This is a genomic window from Xanthomonas sp. NCPPB 1128, from assembly GCF_001043115.1.
Lineage (GTDB): Bacteria > Pseudomonadota > Gammaproteobacteria > Xanthomonadales > Xanthomonadaceae > Xanthomonas_A.
In genome coordinates, this window is sequence record NZ_LFME01000001.1 from 113,223 (window position 1) to 129,185 (window position 15,963).

At 69.6% G+C, this 15,963-nt stretch carries 11 protein-coding genes and 1 pseudogene; 10 read left to right on the plus strand and 2 right to left on the minus strand.

Translation table 11 applies throughout. The features are described from left to right. Positions 1 to 176 precede the first annotated feature (176 nt). The 5 genes from ACP93_RS00495 to lpxK are packed head-to-tail and all read left to right on the plus strand — an operon-like array spanning position 177 to position 6,533. Positions 177 to 2,729, plus strand: coding sequence for a DNA internalization-related competence protein ComEC/Rec2 (locus ACP93_RS00495; RefSeq protein WP_082143343.1), 2,553 nt, complete (start codon positions 177 to 179; stop codon positions 2,727 to 2,729). After that, entirely contained in the window at positions 2,623 to 3,291 is a 669-nt protein-coding gene (locus ACP93_RS00500; RefSeq protein ID WP_048488918.1) for a MotA/TolQ/ExbB proton channel family protein, read from the plus strand. The genes ACP93_RS00495 and ACP93_RS00500 overlap by 107 nt, the downstream gene beginning before the upstream one ends. A gap of 4 nt (positions 3,292 to 3,295) precedes the next feature. Beyond that, positions 3,296 to 3,733: an ExbD/TolR family protein gene (locus ACP93_RS00505; protein ID WP_019800228.1), complete on the plus strand. Its 438-nt coding sequence runs from the start codon at positions 3,296 to 3,298 to the stop codon at positions 3,731 to 3,733. After that, positions 3,730 to 5,502, plus strand: a complete 1,773-nt coding sequence (msbA, locus tag ACP93_RS00510; protein WP_048488919.1) for a lipid A export permease/ATP-binding protein MsbA — start codon at positions 3,730 to 3,732, stop codon at positions 5,500 to 5,502. The genes ACP93_RS00505 and msbA overlap by 4 nt, the downstream gene beginning before the upstream one ends. Then, positions 5,499 to 6,533: a tetraacyldisaccharide 4'-kinase gene (gene lpxK / locus ACP93_RS00515; protein ID WP_048488920.1), complete on the plus strand. Its 1,035-nt coding sequence runs from the start codon at positions 5,499 to 5,501 to the stop codon at positions 6,531 to 6,533. The genes msbA and lpxK overlap by 4 nt, the downstream gene beginning before the upstream one ends. On the opposite strand, the pseudogene ACP93_RS20885 reads toward lpxK, so the two are convergent. Further along, positions 6,530 to 6,741: pseudogene (locus ACP93_RS20885) on the minus strand (integrase core domain-containing protein); the annotation flags it as partial. The gene lpxK and the pseudogene ACP93_RS20885 overlap by 4 nt on opposite strands. 212 nt (positions 6,742 to 6,953) lie before the next feature. Here ACP93_RS20885 and ACP93_RS00520 point away from each other — a divergent pair. Beyond that, positions 6,954 to 8,555: a phage tail sheath family protein gene (locus tag ACP93_RS00520; protein WP_082143344.1), complete on the plus strand. Its 1,602-nt coding sequence runs from the start codon at positions 6,954 to 6,956 to the stop codon at positions 8,553 to 8,555. A gap of 460 nt (positions 8,556 to 9,015) precedes the next feature. Here the strand turns inward: ACP93_RS00520 and ACP93_RS00525 are convergent, their stop codons facing one another. Continuing rightward, positions 9,016 to 11,205, minus strand: coding sequence for a TonB-dependent siderophore receptor (locus ACP93_RS00525; RefSeq protein WP_228135917.1), 2,190 nt, complete (start codon positions 11,203 to 11,205; stop codon positions 9,016 to 9,018). A gap of 217 nt (positions 11,206 to 11,422) precedes the next feature. On the opposite strand from ACP93_RS00525, the gene kdsB reads away from it, so the two are divergent. Genes kdsB through uvrC form a run of 4 tightly spaced genes read left to right on the plus strand, consistent with a single transcriptional unit; the run spans position 11,423 to position 15,961 of the window. Continuing rightward, a complete protein-coding gene (gene kdsB / locus ACP93_RS00530; RefSeq protein WP_048488922.1) occupies positions 11,423 to 12,202 on the plus strand; it encodes a 3-deoxy-manno-octulosonate cytidylyltransferase in 780 nt (259 codons plus the stop codon). Further along, the gene (locus ACP93_RS00535) at positions 12,199 to 12,687 is read left to right on the plus strand and encodes a low molecular weight protein-tyrosine-phosphatase (protein WP_048488923.1); all 489 of its coding nucleotides are present in this window, start codon (positions 12,199 to 12,201) and stop codon (positions 12,685 to 12,687) included. Before kdsB ends, ACP93_RS00535 begins: the two co-directional genes overlap by 4 nt. Next, complete coding sequence (locus tag ACP93_RS00540) at positions 12,684 to 14,105, plus strand: nhl repeat protein (RefSeq protein ID WP_048488924.1); 1,422 nt, start codon at positions 12,684 to 12,686, stop codon at positions 14,103 to 14,105. The genes ACP93_RS00535 and ACP93_RS00540 overlap by 4 nt, the downstream gene beginning before the upstream one ends. Beyond that, positions 14,102 to 15,961, plus strand: a complete 1,860-nt coding sequence (uvrC, locus tag ACP93_RS00545; protein ID WP_048488925.1) for an excinuclease ABC subunit UvrC — start codon at positions 14,102 to 14,104, stop codon at positions 15,959 to 15,961. Before ACP93_RS00540 ends, uvrC begins: the two co-directional genes overlap by 4 nt. Positions 15,962 to 15,963: the final 2 nt, after the last annotated feature.

Genomic DNA, 15,963 nt, shown 5'->3' on the forward strand with positions numbered 1-15,963 from the left:
CGCGGCGCGCGCTCGGGCGTTAGGCAAATTCTGACGTGGTGTCCCGGCGTAGACCGATGGCCTGCGCCGAGAGGCGATGCGACGCTGGCTTTGCGATCGCGATGGTGTTGCGCGATGCGTATGGCGCGGCGACGTGGCGCTGCTTCGGACCCATCGATGCCCAGGAGGGCAAGCACATGCAACCGTCTGCCGAGGACGTCCCGCGTCGAGACATCGCCGCCGCCGACGCTAAGCGTTGGCTGGCAGTGACGCCGTTCGGTCCAGCGGTCGCCGCCGGCCTCGCTGCCGGCGTGCTGGCCGCGCTGTGGCTGCCGCGCCTGCCGCCGTGGCCGCTTGCATTGGCGGTCCTGTTCGCCGGGGCGATGCTCTATGCGGTGGCACCGCGCTGGCGCTGGCTAGGGGCGTTCGCGATCGGTGCCGGCTGGCTGGCACTGGTGGCCGGCGTGGTGCTGGCGCGGCAGTTGCCGGCCGACTGGGAAAAACGCGTGGTCGACGTCCGCGGCCAGGTGGTGGAACTGCCGCAGGCCGAAACCCGCCGTACCCGCTTCCTGTTTCGCGTGGACGCCGATGCGGCGCAGCCGGCGCCGTTGCGCGGGCGCCTGCTGCAACTGGCGTGGTACGACGACTTCGGCACGCATCAGGCGGGGCCGCGCAGCGCGCTGCGCGCCGGCGCGCGCTGGCAGTTGCAGGTGCGCGTGCGCGCACCACGTGGCCTGAGCAATCCCGGCGGCTTCGACGCCGAGGCCTATGCGTTGGCGCAGCGGATCAGCGCCAGCGGCTACGTGGTGGCGCCGCATGCGGCAGCGCAACTGGCGCCGGGACAGGGCATCGACGCCTGGCGCGCGGGCATGTCCGCACGCATCGCTGCGGCGATACCGCAGGCCTCGGCGCGCTACGCGCAGGCGCTGGCGCTGGGCGACACGCGGCGTCTGGACGATCGCGACTGGCGCATCCTGCGCGCTGCCGGGCTGACCCATCTCATCGCCATTTCCGGCTTCCATGTCGGCCTGGTCGCCGGCGCCTTCGCGTTGCTCGGCGGCGGCCTGTGGCGGCTGTGGCCGCAACTCGGTCGCTACTGGCCGCGCCGCCAGGCTGCGGCGGCGCTGGCGCTGCTCGGCGCCGGCGGCTACACCCTGGTGTCGGGCATGGCCCTGCCGACCGTGCGCACCGCCCTGATGATCGCGGTGGTGGTGGCGGCACGGCTGTGGCGGCGACCGGTGCGGGTGGTCGATGCATTGGCGCTGGCGGCGATCGCCATGCTGCTCTGCGACCCGCTGGCGGTGCTCTCGGCCGGCTTCTGGCTGAGCTTCCTCGGTGTCGCCTGGCTGGCCTGGTGCATGCCCGATGCCGGCCGCGGCTGGCGCGAGACGTTGCGCAGTTTCCTGACCGCGCAGGGCGTGGCCACGGTCGGCCTGCTGCCGGTGAGCACGATGCTGTTCGGGCAGGCCTCGCTGGTCGGGCCGCTGGCCAATCTGCTGGCGATTCCGTGGTGGAGCCTGGTGGTGGTGCCGCTGGCCCTGCTCGGGACCGCGCTGGAGGCGCTGCATGCCGGCGCCGGTGCCTGGCTGTGGCGTCTGGCCGCGGCCTGCTTCGACCTGACCTGGCCGCTGTTCGTGGCCCTGGGCGAGAGCCGCTTCGCACTGCGCTGGTTGCCGGAGGCGCGCGACTGGGCGCTGCCGCTGGCCCTGCTGGGTGCGTTCTGGCTGCTGTTGCCGCGCGCGGTGCCGGGCAAGCCGCTGGCGGCGCTGCTGTGGTTGCCGTTGTTGCATCCGCCGCTGGAGCGGCCGCGGCCGGGCGAGGCCGATCTGGTGATGTTCGACGTGGGGCAGGGGCTGTCGTTGCTGGTGCGCACCGCCCACCACCAGTTGCTGTACGACACCGGGCCGGCGGTGGAGGATGGCTACGACGCCGGCGAGCGGGTGGTGGTGCCGACGCTGCACGCGCTCGGCGTGGCGCGGCTGGATCGCGCGGTGATCAGTCATGGCGACAACGATCACGCCGGTGGCCTGGCCGCCGTGCGCGCGGCACTGCCGATCGGCCTGGTCCAGGCCCCGGCAGGCGCGCCGGTGCCGCTGGACCGGCCCTGCGTCGCCGGCCATGCCTGGGAATGGGATGGCGTGCGTTTCCGGTTCCTGCATCCGGCACCGCACTTTCCCTATCTGCGCAACGAGTCCAGCTGCGTGCTGCGCGTGGAAACCGCGCATGGGGTGCTGCTGCTGGCCGGCGACATCGGCGACGTGGTCGAGCGGAAGCTGCTGCGCGAGGCGCCGCAGGCGCTGCGCGCCGACGTGGTGGTGGCGCCGCACCATGGCAGCGGACACTCCTCGCATCCAGGCTTCGTCGCCGCCACGGGCGCGCGGCTGGTGCTGGTCTCGGCGGCCTACGGCAACCGCTTCGGCCATCCGCATCCAGGTGTGGTGGCGCGCTGGCAGGCGGCCGGTGCCGAGGTCGCCGGCACGCCGCAGGGTGGTGCGCTGCGCGTGTGGCTGGGACGCACCGGCCTGCAACTGCGCGAGCGGCGGCCCTGGCGGGCGCGGCTATGGGATGCGGCGGAGCGGGCGCGGGCGGCTGCTATCCTATCGGCCAGTGAACGAACGGCCGAGCGTGCCGGAGGGTTGCGACGTGTGGGAACTGGTCAAGGCCGGTGGCTGGCCGATGGTGCCCTTGCTGCTGTTGGGCGTGGTCGCGCTGGCGATCGTCCTGGAGCGGTTCTGGAGCCTGCGCCGTAGCGAGGTATTGCCGCCGGGATTGGGCCAGGAAGTGCGCAACTGGGCCACGCGCGGCAAGCTCGATCCCACCCACATCGAATCGCTGCGGCGCAATTCGCCGCTGGGCGCGCTGCTCGCCGCCGGCCTGGACGTGCGCAACCGCCCGCGCGAGATCGTGCGCGAGCGCATCGAGGACACCGGGCGGCACGTCGTGCACCGTATGGAGCGTTATCTGAACGCGTTGGGCACGGTCGCTTCGGCCGGGCCGCTGCTGGGCCTGCTCGGCACCGTGGTCGGCATGATCCAGATGTTCCTCGGCATCCTCGACCATGGCCTGGGCGACGTGAACCAGCTTGCCGGCGGCATCGGCAAGGCGCTGGTGTGCACCGCCACCGGCATGATCATCGCGGTGCCGGCGCTGATCTTCCATCGCCATTTCAAGGGCCGCATCGCCGGCTATGTGATCGAGATGGAGCAGGAAGCCACCGCGTTGACCGATGCGCTGGACGGCCACGGCCGTGCCGCTGCGGCGGTCGCACCGGCACGCGGCGCCGCGTCGAACGCCGCGGCGGCCAAGGGCTGAGCCGGTGCGGATCCGCGACGACCGTGGCCAGGACGAGCCGCAGATCGACCTGGTGCCGTTGATCGACGTCATCCTGGTGCTGATCATCTTCTTCGTCGTGACCACCACCTTCGATGCGCGTTCCACGCTGCAGTTGCAACTGCCCAACGCCAGCGACCGTAACGCGCCGCCGCCGGCACGCGCGCTGAGCGTGTTGATCAACGCCGACGGGCATTACTTCATCAACGACCAGGAAGTGCTGCGCACCGACGTGGAGTCGGTCAAGCGCAGCATCGCCCAGGTCGCCGGCGACGACCGCGAGCAGCCGGTGCTGCTGCGCGCCGACGCGCGCACGCCGTACCAGGCGGTGGTCACCGCGCAGGACGCGCTGGGCCAGCTCGGGTTCCGCCGCATCGCCATCGCCACTGCCCCCGAAGTCAACAGGGACGGAAGCTCCAAGTGAATGTACCCACCGACGTGCCCGTCCAGGATTCCCCCTGGCGGACCTATCGCCGCCTGTTGTCCTATGCCGGCGGCTACCGCGGCCTGCTGCTGATCGCCGCGGTCGGCGCGCTGCTGGAGGCGACGGCCGGCTCCGGCTTCCTGGCGCTGATGAAGCCGATCACCGACGAGACCTTCATCGCGCGCAATCGCGAGGTGGCGATGTGGCTGCCGCTGCAGATCGTCGGCCTGTTCGTGCTGCGCGGCATCGCCGGCTACGTCACCGACATGTCGATGGGCCGCGCGGCGCGGAGCATTTCCCGCGATTTCCGGGTCAACGTGCTGGACAAGTACCTGCGCCTGCCGGGCAGCCGCTTCGACGCCGAGCCGGTGGCGTCGATGCTGGTGCGGCTGGGCTCGGACAGCGAGCAGGTGGCGCAGGCCGCCGTCGACGCGATGAAGGTGATGGTGCAGCAGACCCTGCAGATCGTGGGCGCGCTGGCGGTGATGCTGTGGTACAGCTGGACCGTGACCGTGACCATCCTGCTGGTGGCGCCGCCGCTGGCCTGGGTGATGGACCGCGTGGCCAAGCGCTACCGGCGGGTCAGCCACCGCATCCAGGAAAGCAATGCCGAACTGATGCAGGCCGCCGAGCAGGCCCTGTCCGGCAACCAGGAGGTCAAGGTCTACGGCGCGCGCGCCAGCGAGATGGAGCGCTACCAGCAACTGGCGGACACCAACCTGCATCTGGCGATGAAGGTCGAATCCACCCGCGGCATCTCCTCGGCAGCGGTGCAGTTGCTGGGCGCGATCGGTTTGGCCGCGCTGTTGCTGATCGCCGGCCACGAAGCGCTGGCCGGGCGCCTGACCGCCGGCGAGTTCGTCTCGCTGATGACCGCGATGATGGCGATCATCCCGGCACTGAAGAACCTCACCAACGTGCAGAACATGCTGCAGCGGGGCGTCGCCTCGGCGCAGCGGCTGTTCGTGGTGCTGGACGCGCCGGAGGAGCAGGACAGCGGCACCCGCCACATCGAGCGCGCGCAGGGGCGGATCGAGTTCCGCGAGGTCACCGCCGCCTATCCGGGGCAGGCGCGACCGGCGCTGGCAGAGGTCAGCTTCGTCGCCGAACCCGGCACCGTCACCGCCATCGTCGGCCGCTCCGGCAGCGGCAAGTCGAGCCTGGTCAAGCTGATCCCGCGTTTCTACGATCCGCAGTCCGGGCAGATCCTGCTCGACGGCCATCCGCTGCAGGACTATCGCCTGGAGGATCTGCGCCGGCAGATCGCCCTGGTCGGCCAGCAGGTGATGCTGTTCGACGGCAGCATCGCCGAGAACGTCGCCTATGGCGAAATGCGCGAGGCAGGCCCGGCGCAGTTGCGCCAGGCGGTCGCCGACGCCAATGCCATGGAATTCGTCGACCACCTGCCGGAGGGCCTGCAGGCGCAGGTCGGGGCCAAGGGCGGGCGCCTGTCAGGCGGCCAGCGCCAGCGCCTGGCGATCGCCCGGGCGATGCTCAAGGACGCCCCGATCCTGATCCTCGACGAAGCCACCGCCGCGCTGGACAACGAATCCGAGCGGCTGGTGCAGGACGCCTTGCACCGGCTGATGCCCGACCGCACCACGCTGGTCATCGCCCACCGGCTGTCGACCATCGAACACGCCGACCAGGTGCTGGTGATGGACCACGGCCGTATCGTCGAGCGCGGCACCCATCACGAGCTGCTGGCGCTGGGCGGCGTCTATGCGCACCTGCACAGCATGCAGTTCCGCGAAAGGCAGTACGGATGAGCGAGCGCGGGCCACACGCACCCGCCTATTGGTACGGCACGGGCGCGCCGCCGCTGCACGCGCGGTTGCTGACCCCGCTGTACGCGGCGGCGATCGCATTGCGCCGCGCGCTGTACCGGCGCGGCTGGCGCAAGCGCCACAGCATCGCCGCGCCGGTGGTGGTGGTGGGCAATCTCACTGCCGGCGGCACCGGCAAGACGCCGCTGACCATCGCCCTGGTGCAGCGCCTGCGCGACGCCGGCTGGACCCCGGGCGTGGCCAGCCGCGGCTACGGCCGCAGCCAGCCGCAGGAACCGCGCTGGATCGAGCCGGGCACCCCGGCCGAGCAGGGTGGTGACGAGCCGGTGCTGATCGCGCGCAAGACCGGCGTGCCGGTGCGGGTGGATCGCGACCGCGTGGCCGCGGCGCGGGCGTTGCTGCAGGCCGGCTGCGACATCGTGGTCTGCGACGACGGCCTGCAGCACTACCGCCTGCAGCGCGACATCGAGATCGAGGTGGTGGACGGCCAGCGCCGCTACGGCAACGGCCGGTTGCTGCCGGCCGGGCCGCTGCGCGAACCGGTGGCACGCGGCAACGAATGCGATTTCCGCGTCATCAACCTCGGCCAGGCCAGCGACAGCGGCGCGCTCGAAGCGGGCTTCGGCGAATGGGCGATGCGCCTGCGCATCGACAGCGCACAACCGCTGCGCGGCGGGCGGGCGCGGCCGCTGCGCAGTTTCGCCGGCCAGCGCGTGCATGCCGTGGCCGGCATCGCCCACCCGCAGCGCTTCTTCGACATGCTGCGCGCGCAGGGCATCGGCGTGGTGCCGCATGCCTTTCCCGACCATCACCAGTACCGCGCCGCGGATCTTGCTTTCGGCAGCGAACTGCCAGTGCTGATGACCGAGAAGGATGCGGTCAAATGTGCCGCCTTCGTCAACGATTGGTGCTTCAGCGTGCCGCTGGTCGCCGAGCTGCCGGCGGCGTTCTGGATCGGCTTGCTGGACCGGCTGGACAAGCTGCGCGGCCGCGCGGGCGAGGCTGGCGACTAGCTGTGTAAACCCAGTACGTTGTTCATTGGATACGTGAGATGGGCGGTAGGTATCCGAGGCCGGCGTGAGGATGGTGCCAGCTGTAGCGATGTACCCATGCGGGGACGGCGTTAGCGCGCCGTTGGGAGTTGATGTAGGACCACGCGTAGGCCCATTCGCGCAGGGTGGTCTGCACTAGACATTCGGCTTTGCCGTTGGTGCGAGGGGTGGGCATACGCAGCGCTCGTGCCTATCGCATCGCGAAGGGGCAGCAGACGCAGCGTTCGCATTCCCTACCGAAACGATCTAGCCTCTGTCGGACGCACACCGCAGCGCCAGACTCAACGATAGCGCCGGATCGCTCCCCGGCAATGGCATCGCGCGCATGGTCGAAACTACATGTGGCGCACCAGCGCCTTCCTTCAGCCAAGGAACCAGATCGTGAAGAACTCTCCGTACCCCGGCGTCTCTATCGTTGAAATTCCGACCTCGCGAACCATCCTGAGCGCCGAGACCTCGGTCCCGGCCTTCGTCGGGGTGGCCGAACGTGGGGCGTTCAACACCCCGATCCTGATCGAGAGTTGGTCTGCCTACGTCCGTGAATTCGGTCACCTGGCCTGGCAAGGATTCAACGCGTGGGCCGTGCACGCGTTCTTCCAGGAAGGCGGCGAGCGATGTCATGTCGTGCGTCTGCAGGACGACGGCGGTACGCCCGCCACGCTTGATCTGGCTGGTGCGACGTTGATGGCGGCCAGCAACGGCGAGTGGGGTAACAGCCTGTGCGTACATTTGACCGAAAGCGGCGGCAGGAGCTCCGTTGCCGGTGACGCGGCGCAACCGCTGCGATTGAACTTGCAGGTGCTTCTGCCTGCATCGCGCGTCCACGAGACCGGCGCGAATGCGACCGCACGATTGTCTAGCCGGTTGCTTGGCGCCTACGTGAACCACAACCAACTGGCGCAGGTCACGCTCGGCAACTGTCGTTACTACATCCTGGAAAGCTTCACTGAGTTGGCGGATCTGGGGCCGGAATCACAACAGCGCATCAACAGTCAGTCGATGTTCGTCCGTGTCGGCGTGCCGGCCAGCGGGCGCGCAACCAGTGTCGGCGCACCGCCAAGCCCGTTGGCCGGTGGCCATGATGGAACGTTGGCGTTCCAGGCTGGTCTGGAGACGCTGAAGGAGGTGCAGGGCATCGGCCTGGTGGCCACCCCGGATACGGTGGGCATGGTCGACAGCGCCGGCAGTAGCGATATCGCACAGCAGCGCCGGAGGGCGCAACAGACGTTGCTGCAGTGCGAGCGGCAGGCCACCACGTTCCATGTGGTCGACCCGCCCTACGGGCTGGACATACAGAATGTGCTGGCATTCAAGCTCGGCACACCACATGCCGAGGCGCTGAACTCCAGCTACGGCGCCCTGTACTATCCGTGGGTCTGGATTCGCAGTCCCTTCGGCAACAGTAAGGTGCCGATGCCGCCCTCGGGTCCTGTATTGGCCTGCTATGTCCGCACCGATACCGAGGTCGGCGTGTGGAAGTCTCCAGCAGGCATCCATAGTGGCAAGATGCGGACGGTTGTCGATCTGGATGCGAGAGTGGTCGATGCCGAGCAAAACGAACTCAATCCAAATGGCATCAATGCGCTGCGAAATTTCCTCGACTCCTACGTCGTGTGGGGCGCGCGCACGCTCTCGTTGGAAAGTGACTGGACCTATGTTCTTGTCCGCCGTCTGTTCATCCATATCGCGCAAAGCCTGAAAATCAGCCATCAATGGACTTTGTTCGAGAAAAGCGACCCTGTCCTGTGGGCAACAGTCAGCCGCGACATCAACGCATTCCTGACCTCGCTATGGCAGCAGGGTGCATTGGTCGGATCAAGGCCGAGCGAAGCGTTCGATGTGATCTGCGACGCCTCCAACAATCCGGCGGAGGCACAGGCGCAGGGCCAGCTCTACATCGATATTGGCTTGGCGCCGATATATCCAGGGGAGTTCATTGTCCTGCCTATCGTGCTGACGACCGCTGCAGCCGTCGCCAGGTAAACACGTGGTCCATGAGGATTGCGGGCCCTGACCACGCCCGCCTGGCAGCGGCGCAGCGGTTTTGTTCGCTGCTCCAAACCATGCAACCGAAGCAGACGATCCTTGCCTGCGCCACTGCGCCTGCCGGCCAGTGACGCGACGGACCACGCGCTGGCCGGCAACCCGGTCGAACCCTCGAAGCACGCCTTCATGACGATGCCAGCGGCTACTCGGTACGTGACGCCTCATCGTTCTGATCAGGCTGCAGCGTCGTCAGGTAGGGACCGTTCCTGTCGCGTTGGAAGATGCGCGTCAGCGTCCAGACTGGGACGCTGCCCTTGACGAACACCGAGGTGTCCACCACGGTGTTGAAGTAGCTCCATTCCCAGTTGCCGGTGCCGATGACGCTGCTGCTGCGGCGGTCGGCTACGGCGTACTTGGGTGTTCTTTCGACGACTTGATAGCCCTTACGGCGCTTGCGCTAGAACCTGTAGGTCAGCGACAGCGCGGTGTTGCGTGGCGCGCCATAGTAGCCCTGCGCCCAGTACAGACTGTTGATGTACTTGCGGTCGGTGACGTTGTAGACGTTGAGCGTCGCGTTGAGCCGCGGCGTGATCGCGTACTGCGCCATCAGCCCCAGCAGCGCATAGCTGCCCTGGCGGGTGTAGATGGCATTGCCGGCGGTGTCCACGGCCTGCTGGTCGCGGACGATGGCGTCCTGCCAGGTCAGGGTCGCGCCGAGCTTCAGCGCCTCCCATTGCGGCACGGTGTAGGTGGTGGCCAGCTTGAAGGTGCGCCGTGGCACGTAGGTGCGCACGTTGCGCCCGTCGTCGCCCTTGATGCCCAGTTGGGTATAGCCGGCGTTGAGCTGCCAGTGCGTGCCGATCCGGCCGGCGACGTCGAACTCGTAGCCGGTGGAGGTGGCGTCCACCGGCTTGTAGGTCTGCAGCGTGCCGACGTAGGTGTCGGCTTCGGCGGTGTTGTCCTGCTTGGCGCGGAACAGGGCGAAGGAGGCATTGACCCGCTGCTGCAACCACTGGCCCTTGATGCCGAGCTCGGCATTGCTGCCGGTGATCGGGTCCAGCACCTGCAGGTTGCGGTCCAGTTCGGTTTGCGGGTTGAAGATCTCCGCATAGCTGGCGTACAGCGCGTAGTTCGAATCGAAGGTGTAGACCGCACCGACGAACGGCGTGGTCTTGCTGTCGTCGTAGGCGTGCTGCACGCCGTAGTTCTGGCCGCGGCTCTCGATCCTGGTGTGGTTGACGCCGGTGATCAGCTTCAGCGCGTCGCTCAGGTTCCAGCGCGCGGTGGCGTAGGCGGTGCGGCGGGTGATGTCGAACTGGGCGCCGTCGGAGAAAGCATCGAAACGCGGCTTGGGATAGGCGCCGGTCCAGTCCTGCAATGGCGGCAGCGGTGTGCCGATGTCGTTGCCGTACCAGGACACCTGGTCGGCCTCCACGCGGCCCCACTTCACACCCACCACCAGTTCGTGCTCGCGCCCCCCGAGCGCGAACGGTCCGGTGGCGTATACGTCGGCGTACTTCTGCGTTTCGGTGCTGCCGTACTGCGAGGGATAGGAAAACAGGCCCAGGCCGGTATCGCGGTCGGGGGTGCCGTAGACGTAGAACAGCTGGGCATCGTTGTCGAGCCTGCGGTAGTTCAGCGCCAGTGTGAGCTGCCAGTCCGCGCCCAGGTCCTGCCGCAGCTCCAGGAAGCCGCGCTTGTCTTCGGTGATCCAGTGCGACCAGTCGGCCGAGGTGCTGGTGGACCGCGCGAAATCGGTGGCGCTGCCGTCGCTGTAGTACAGCGGCAGCGCACCCCACATGCCGCCGGTGGCGTCGTTCTTCTGATCGCTGGCGCCGACGCTCAGGCGGGTGCGATCGCCCAGATCGGCCTCGACGATGCCGTAGATGCTGTGCTTCTTCAGCGCATAGCGGTCCAGGTAGCTGTCGCCGTCCTGGCCGGCGGCGACCACGCGGCCGCGCACGCTGCCGCTGGCGTTGAGCGGGCCGGACAGGTCGGCGTCCAGCCGCCGCGTGTCCCAGCTGCCCACCGTCACCCCGGCGCTGCCCTGCAGGTCCTCGGTGGGGCGCTTGCGCACGAAGTTGATCGTGGCCGACGGATTGCCGGTCGAGGACAGCAGTCCATTGGCGCCGCGCAACACCTCCACACGCTCGTACATCGCGGTGTCCAGGTCGCCCTCGGCGCCGCCGTTGGTGAACGGCAGGCCAAGGCCATCGACCTGGAAGTTGACCACGTCGAAACCGCGCGCGCTGTAGTAGGTACGGTCGGTCTCGATCTTCTCGACGTTGATGCCAGTGGCCAGCGCCAGCACGTCGTTGGCGTTGCGCAGGCCGAAGTCGTCCATCTGCTCGCGGCCGATGCTGCTCACCGATTGCGGCGTCTCCAGCGGACTCAACACCAATCCGGTGCCGGTGGCGCTGGGCGGCACGGTATAGCCGTCCTCGCGCTGCGCGACCACGTCCAGCTTCTGCAGTTGGGTCGGCTCCCGGTCGCCGGCCACCGTGGCGTCGGCCGAGCCGGCGCTGGCCTCGGCGGCGACGGCCGCGGTCGGCAGCAGCAGGGCGGCGATGGCCAGACACAGCGCGCGGCGCGCGGTGGCGTAGGGGGCCTGTGCAGCGGATCGGATGGGGCGGGCGGGGAGGTTCATCGGTAGGGTCTATAGAATGGGCAGGAGGCAACGCCGTCGTCGCGCCGGAGGCTGGCGCAGCGGGATACGCGCTGGGCAGTCCGGCCGATCAAGTGGCGAATGCGAACTATTCTCAATAATTCATGGGGAAAGATCAATTCATGGCCGGATTCGTCCTGTTCCAGCACGCGCCTGCCGCCGTGGCCCTTGACGCTCCCGCCGCCGGTGCGGTGCCGGCATGAGCGCCGCCGTGCCGCGCTTCGTGGTCGCCATTCCGGCCCGCTATGCCGCCTCGCGGCTGCCGGGCAAGCCCTTGCGTGCGCTCGGCGGCGAGCCGCTGATCCGCCACGTGGCGCGGCGCGCGCTCGCCGCCGGCGCCACGCAGGTGTGGGTGGCCGCCGACGATGCGCGCATCGCCGCCGCGGTGGCCGACCTGGACGGCGTGCACGTGGCCAATACCTCGACCGAGCACGCCTCGGGGACCGATCGCCTGGCAGAGTGCGCCGACATCGCCGGCTGGGACGATGCGACCCTGGTGGTGAATCTGCAGGGCGACGAGCCGTTCGCGCCGGTCGCCGGCATCGTCGCGGTGGCGCAGACCCTGGCCGACAGCGGCGCCGAGATGGCGACCCTGGGCACGCCGGTGGACGCGGCCGAGCACCTGTTCGATCCGAACGTGGTCAAGCTGGTGCGCAGCGCCGCTGGCGATGCACTGTACTTCAGCCGCGCGCCGATCCCCTGGCACCGCGACGCCTTCGCCACCTCGCAGGCGCACCTGCCGCTGCCCGGCCCGTGGCTGCGGCACATCGGCATCTACGCCTATCGCGCCGGCTTCCTGCGCCGGTTCGCGGCGATGCCGCCGGGCACGCCGGAGCGGATCGAGTCGCTGGAGCAGTTGCGGGTGTTGGAAGCCGGCTTCCGCATCGCGGTGGCGCTGTCGCCGGCGCCGTTCCCGCCCGGCGTCGATACGCCCGAGGACCTGGCGCGCGCCGAGGCCTACCTGCAGGGCCAGGCATGAAGCTGCTGTTGGTGTGCCTGGGCAACATCTGCCGTTCGCCGATGGCCGAGGGCGCGTTGCGCCGCCACCTGCAGCGCTCGCCGCTCGCCGGGTTGGTGGAGGTCGACTCGGCCGGTACCGGCGACTGGCACCGCGGCGAGCCGCCGGATCGGCGCGCGGTGGCCTGCGCCGCCGCGCATGACGTGGACATCGCCGGCCTGCGTGCGCGGCAGCTGCACAACCGCGACTTTGCCGAGTTCGACTGGATCCTGTGCGCCGATGCGGCCAATCTGCGCGACGTGCGCCAGCGCGCACCGGCGTCGGCACACGAGCGCGTGGCGCTGTGGCTGCCGTGGGCCGGCGTGCATGGCCGAAGCGAGATCCCGGATCCGTACACCGGCGGCAGCGTGCAGTTCGAGCAGGTCTGGCAACTGGTAGACGAAGCCGCCGCCGGCAGCGTCGCACGACTGTCCGTCGACGTCGGCTCCGGCATAATCGGCCGATGAATTCCATCGCCGCCCTGGAACTTCCCGCGTCCGGCGCCTGGCTCAACGCCGAGCCGATCCGCCTGCGCGATCTGCAGGGCCGGGCACTGGTGCTGGCCTTCGTCAACGCCGCTTCGGTGTGGTGCGCGCAGCGCCTGGCCGAACTCGGCCAGTGGCAGGCGCGCAATCCCGGACGGCTGCAGGTGATCGTGGTGCAGGTGCCGCGCTTCGACAGCGAGCGCGCGCCGCAGCGCGCGCTGAAGCTGTTGCGCAGCCAGGGCGTGTCCGCGCCGATCCTGCTCGATGCCGACTGGGCCGCCTGGCAGCGCTTCGACATCCAGGCCTGGCCGACCCTGCTCCTGATCGATGCCGGTGGGGTGGAACGCGAGCGCCTGGTCGGGATCGGTGGCGCCGAACTGGACAAGGCGCTGCATGCGCTGTGCGCCGGGCAACCGCCGCCGCTGGACGAGGATCTGCGCGATGTCCGCGAGACCCAGCCGGAGCCGCGCCTGCCGTTGCGCTTCCCGACCGGCCTGGCGGTGGCCGAGGACCGCCTGTACGTCGCCGACAGCGGCCATCACCGCGTTCTCGAATGCAGCACCAGCGGTCGTGTGCTGCGCCAGTTCGGCATCGGCACCGCCGACTTCATCGACGGCGCGATCGGCGAGGCGGCGTTCCACCGCCCGCGCGGGCTGGCCCTGGAGCGTGGCGTGCTGTACGTGGCCGATACCGGCAACCACGCGCTGCGCCGGATCAACCTGCTCACCGGTCAGGTCGACACGCTGTGCGGCAACGGCCGTGCCGGCGAGCCGGTGGAAGGGCCGGTGGAGCAACCGCTGCTGGCGCCGCTGAACCATCCGCAGGACGTGGTGGTCGCCGACAACCAGGTGCACCTGGCGATGGCTGGCGACAACCGCATCTGGAGCTACGACCTGGGCAGCCGCAGCCTGCGCTGGCGGGCCGGCGCAGGCGCGCTGGAACTGCGCGACGGCAGCGGTCACCTGGCCGCGTTCGCGCAGCCGTGCAGTCTGGCCGCGGTGCAGCAGGTACTGTACGTGTGCGATGCGCTCGGCTCGGCGGTGCGCTCGATGCAACTGCGCGGCGACCTGGTGCAGACCCTGCTCGGCGGCCAGGGGCCGTGGGATTTCGGCGACGAGGACGGACCGCGCAGTCGTGCCCGCCTGCAGTTCCCGCAGGCGATCGCACTGAGCCCGGATGCGCCGCTGCTGTGGATCGCCGACAGCGGCAACGGCAGCCTGCGCAGCCTGCGCCTGGGCGGCGGCGAATTGTCCACCGCGGCCCTGCCGCGGCGCCTGCACGGCCCGGCCGGGCTGGCGGTCGGCGCCGGCACGGTGTGGATCGCCGAGACCGACGCACATGCGGTGCTGCGCTACGACATCGCCAGCGGCGAACTGCACGACGTCGCGATCGGCGAATGAGCACCCCCGCATTGCCCGCGTTCGACGGCAAGGCCTTTGCCGCCAACCTCAGTACCGCGCCCGGCGTCTACCGCATGTACGCCGCGGACGACACCTTGCTCTACGTCGGCAAGGCCGGCGCGCTGCGCAAGCGCGTGTCCAGCTATTTCAGCGGCTCGCCGAAGAACGCGCGGACCATGGCCATGCTGGCGCAGGTGGCGCGCATGGACGTCACCGTCACCCGCAGCGAGGGCGAGGCGCTGCTGCTGGAAAACCAGCTGATCAAGTCGCTGTCGCCGCGCTACAACGTGTCGCTGCGCGACGACAAGAGCTATCCCTACGTGCTGCTGACCCGCGAGGAGTGGCCGCGGATCACCCTGCACCGCGGCCCGCGCGCGGTGCCCGGGCGCTATTTCGGCCCGTATCCCGGCGTCACCGCGGTGCGCGAGACGCTGAACCTGATGCACAAGCTGTTCAAGCTGCGCAGCTGCGAGGACAGCGTGTTCCGCAACCGCTCGCGGCCATGCCTGCAGTACCAGATCGGCCGCTGCAGCGCGCCGTGCGTGGCGCTGGTGGCGGCCGACGAGTACGCCGAGGCGGTGCGCCGCTCCACGCTGTTCCTGGAAGGGCGCAGCGACCAGCTCGGCGAGGAACTGGTGCAGGCCATGCAGGCCGCCAGCGAACGCCTGGAGTTCGAGCGCGCCGCGCGCCTGCGCGACCTGCTCGGCTCATTGCGCAGCATGCAGAGCCGGCAGTACGTGGACGGCCGCGCCGCCGACCTGGACGTGCTGGCCTGCGCCACCCAGGGCGCCAACGCCTGCGTGCTGCTGCTGGCGTTCCGCGATGGCCGCAACCTCGGCACCCGTGCGTTCTTTCCCAAGACCAACGGCGAGGACAGCGCCGCCGAAGTGCTGGGTGCGTTCGTGTCGCAGTACTACGTCGAGCACGCGCCGCCGCGCGAGGTGCTGCTGGACCGCGAGATTCCCGAGGCCGAGCTGATCGAGGCGGCGCTGAGCTCGGCCGCCGAGCGCAAGGTGCAGCTGAAGTGGAACGTGCGCGGCGAGCGTGCCGGCTACCTGGAGCTGGCCAGCCGCAACGCCCAGGCCACCCTGGTCACCGAACTGACCAGCCGCAACGCCCAGCACGCGCGCAGCGAAGCGCTACGCGAGATGCTCGGCCTGGCCGAGCCGGTCAAGCGGGTGGAATGTTTCGACATCAGCCACACCATGGGCGAGGCCACGGTGGCCTCGCGCGTGGTGTTCGACGCCAGCGGCCCGGTGCGCAGCCAGTACCGGCGCTACAACATCAGCGGCATCGAGCCGGGCGACGACTACGCGGCGATGCGCCAGGCGATCGAGCGCCGCTTCCGCCGTGCCGCCGAAGGCGAGGGCAAGGGCGATGTGGTGCTGCCGGACTTGCTGCTGATCGACGGTGGCGCCGGCCAGCTGGCGCAGGCCACCGGCGCGCTGGCCGACCTGGGCGTGGACGGGGTGCTGCTGATCGGCGTGGCCAAGGGCGCCGAGCGCCGCGCCGGCCACGAGACCCTGGTGATGCCCGACGGGCGCGAGCTGCGCCCGGGCGCCGCGTCACCGGCGCTGCAGTTCATCCAGCAGGTGCGCGACGAGGCGCACCGCTTCGCCATCACCGGCCACCGCGGGCGCCGCCAGAAGGCGCGCATGACCAGCAAGCTGGAGGACATCCCGGGCATCGGCCCGCGGCGACGTGCCAGCCTGCTCAAGCATTTCGGCGGACTGGCCGGGCTCAAGGCCGCCGGCGAGGCCGAGATCGCGCGGGTGGAGGGCATCAATGACGCACTGGCCGCACGAATCTACGCTAACCTGCACGGACTGCCGGTGCCCGATCCGGCAGGCGAGTAGAG

Excerpts from the sequence above, each read along its gene's own strand:
- ACP93_RS00495 (WP_082143343.1), top strand. The coding sequence starts at position 177 with ATGCAACCGTCTGCCGAGGACGTCCCGCGTCGAGACATCGCCGCCGCC.
- lpxK (WP_048488920.1), top strand. The coding sequence starts at position 5,499 with ATGAGCGAGCGCGGGCCACACGCACCCGCCTATTGGTACGGCACGGGC.
- ACP93_RS00525 (WP_228135917.1), bottom strand. The coding sequence starts at position 11,205 with ATGAACCTCCCCGCCCGCCCCATCCGATCCGCTGCACAGGCCCCCTAC.
- kdsB (WP_048488922.1), top strand. The coding sequence starts at position 11,423 with ATGAGCGCCGCCGTGCCGCGCTTCGTGGTCGCCATTCCGGCCCGCTAT.
- ACP93_RS00535 (WP_048488923.1), top strand. The coding sequence starts at position 12,199 with ATGAAGCTGCTGTTGGTGTGCCTGGGCAACATCTGCCGTTCGCCGATG.
- ACP93_RS00540 (WP_048488924.1), top strand. The coding sequence starts at position 12,684 with ATGAATTCCATCGCCGCCCTGGAACTTCCCGCGTCCGGCGCCTGGCTC.
- uvrC (WP_048488925.1), top strand. The coding sequence starts at position 14,102 with ATGAGCACCCCCGCATTGCCCGCGTTCGACGGCAAGGCCTTTGCCGCC.